The organism is Yoonia sp. (assembly GCF_036770585.1).
Lineage (GTDB): Bacteria > Pseudomonadota > Alphaproteobacteria > Rhodobacterales > Rhodobacteraceae > Yoonia.
This window is the reverse complement of record NZ_DAIPIW010000130.1, coordinates 1-2,226: the sequence shown is the minus strand read 5'-3', so window position 1 is coordinate 2,226 and position 2,226 is coordinate 1. Positions and strand designations below refer to the sequence as shown.

Annotated in this window: 3 protein-coding genes; all 3 read left to right on the top strand. The window is 63.5% G+C overall.

Annotated features, from left to right (window positions below; translation table 11 throughout):
* Positions 1–118: 118 nt before the first annotated feature.
* Entirely contained in the window at positions 119–1,078 is a 960-nt protein-coding gene (gene dgcA / locus V7N12_RS13940) for an N-acetyl-D-Glu racemase DgcA (RefSeq protein ID WP_333715266.1), read from the top strand.
* A complete protein-coding gene (locus V7N12_RS13935) occupies positions 1,075–1,941 on the top strand; it encodes a D-amino-acid transaminase (RefSeq protein ID WP_333715264.1) in 867 nt (288 codons plus the stop codon). The genes dgcA and V7N12_RS13935 overlap by 4 nt, the downstream gene beginning before the upstream one ends.
* Positions 1,941–2,226, top strand: a 286-nt coding sequence (locus tag V7N12_RS13930; protein ID WP_333715263.1) for a cupin domain-containing protein, incomplete at its 3' end; no start/stop codon positions are given. The genes V7N12_RS13935 and V7N12_RS13930, both read left to right, overlap by 1 nt.

Genomic DNA, 2,226 nt, shown 5'->3' with positions numbered 1-2,226 from the left:
AGCGGATGGGCCTGCCGACCGTCGATACCTTCCGCCAGGGGGCGGGACGTCTGGTCGATGCGCTCGTTGCGCTGTAAGTGTCGGAGTTGGGTATCTTTGGCAGAGTGAAGGGCGGGCCATGAAGATCAGCGTGACGCGGGATGTGTTCAAACTGGCGCAGGTCTTTACCATCAGCCGTGGCAGCCGGACCGAGGCGCAGGTGCTGACCGTCAGGGCCGAGCACAAGGGCTTTCATGGTTGGGGCGAATGTGTGCCTTACGCGCGGTATGGTGAAACGCTGGAGAGTGTGACCGCACAGATCACAGGTTTCTCGGGCCGCTGGTGCGATCTGGACGGGGAACTGCCTGCAGGGGCTGCGCGCAACGCGCTGGATTGTGCGCTTTGGGATCATGCCGCCAAGATGGCGGGCAAACGGGTCTGGGAGGTGCTGGACCTGCCCGCACCCGGGCCGCAGATCACCGCCTATACGCTGTCGCTCGATACGCCCGAGGCGATGGAGGCGCAGGCGGCGGCCAACGCGCATCGCCCCTTGCTGAAGATCAAGCTGGGCACCCCCGACGACATGCCCCGGCTCGAGGCCGTGCGGCGCGGTGCGCCGGATGTGCCGATCATCATCGACGCCAACGAAGGCTGGACCGCCGAAGTTTATGCCGACCTTGCCCCGCATCTGATCAGGCTGGGCGTGCGGATGGTGGAACAGCCGCTGCCTGCCGGCGATGACGACATGCTGGCGGAAATCGCGCGGCCCCTGCCTGTCTGCGCTGACGAAAGCTGCCATGACCGCGCCAGCCTGCCTGCTCTGAGGGGCAAATATGACATGGTCAATATCAAGCTTGACAAGACGGGCGGCCTGACCGAGGCGCTGGAACTGAAGAAACAGGCGCAGGCCGAGGGCTATGGCATCATGGTCGGCTGCATGGTCGGATCGTCGCTGGCGATGGCCCCCGCGACGATCCTTGCGCAGGGCGCGGCCTTCACCGACCTTGACGGGCCGCTGCTATTGGCCGAAGACCGTGCCGAGCCTTTGCAATTCGATCAGGACGGGGTGCATCCGCCGTCCTCCAAACTCTGGGGATGACCATGCGCACAGTCTACGTCAACGGCGAATACCTGCCCGAGAATGAAGCCAGGATCTCGATCTTCGATCGTGGGTTCCTGATGGCGGATGGCGTCTATGAAGTGACCAGCGTGCTGGACGGCAAGCTGATCGACTTCGACGGCCATGCAAGACGTCTGGAACGCTCGCTGAACGAATTGGACATGCCGCACCCTGCGGTCCTGCCCGATCTGCTGGAGGTGCACCGCGAGCTTGTCCGCCGGAACGGCATCAACGAGGGCATGATCTACCTGCAAATCACGCGCGGCGCACCGGGCGACCGGGATTTCGCCTTTCCTGATCCCGAAACCACTGCTCCGACCGTGGTGCTTTTCACGCAAGATAAGCCCGGACTGGCCGACAGCCCTGCCGCCAGGAAGGGGATCAAGGTCATTTCCATCGAAGACCAGCGCTGGGCGCGGCGGGACATCAAGACGGTGCAACTACTTTACCCCTCGATGGGCAAGATGATGGCCAAGGCCGCCGGCGTCGATGATGCCTGGATGGTCGAGGACGGCTTCGTGACCGAGGGCACCTCCAACAACGCCTATATCGTCAAGGGCGACACGATCATCACGCGTCATCTGGGCAATGAGATCCTGCACGGGATCACCCGCGCCGCCGTGCTGCGCTTTGCCCGCGAGGCGCAGATGAAGGTCGAGGAACGCAGTTTCTCGATCGATGAGGCGAAAGCGGCGGACGAGGCCTTTATCACCTCGGCCAGCACCTTCGTGATGCCTGTGGTCGAGATCGACGGGGCGCAGATCGGCGCCGGTGTGCCGGGGGCGGTTGCGATGCGCCTGCGTGAAATCTACCTCGATGAAAGCCGCAAGGTGGCTGTGTGATGACGGGCAGTTTCCTGCGCGTCGATACATCGGGCGCGGCTGAAACCGATGGACCGGCAGCGGACCGTCTGATCGCGGGCAACCCCGTTTTCACCACATGGAACGTGGAAGAGCGCGACGGGCTTTACTGCGGCACATGGCGCTCGAGCCCTGGCAAGTGGATCATCCGCTACGACGAATGGGAATATTGCCGCATCCTGAGCGGTCATTCGATCATCACCGAAGACGGTGGCGCGGCCTTCGCGGTGCGGGCGGGCGACAGTTTCGTGATCCGTCCGGGGTTTG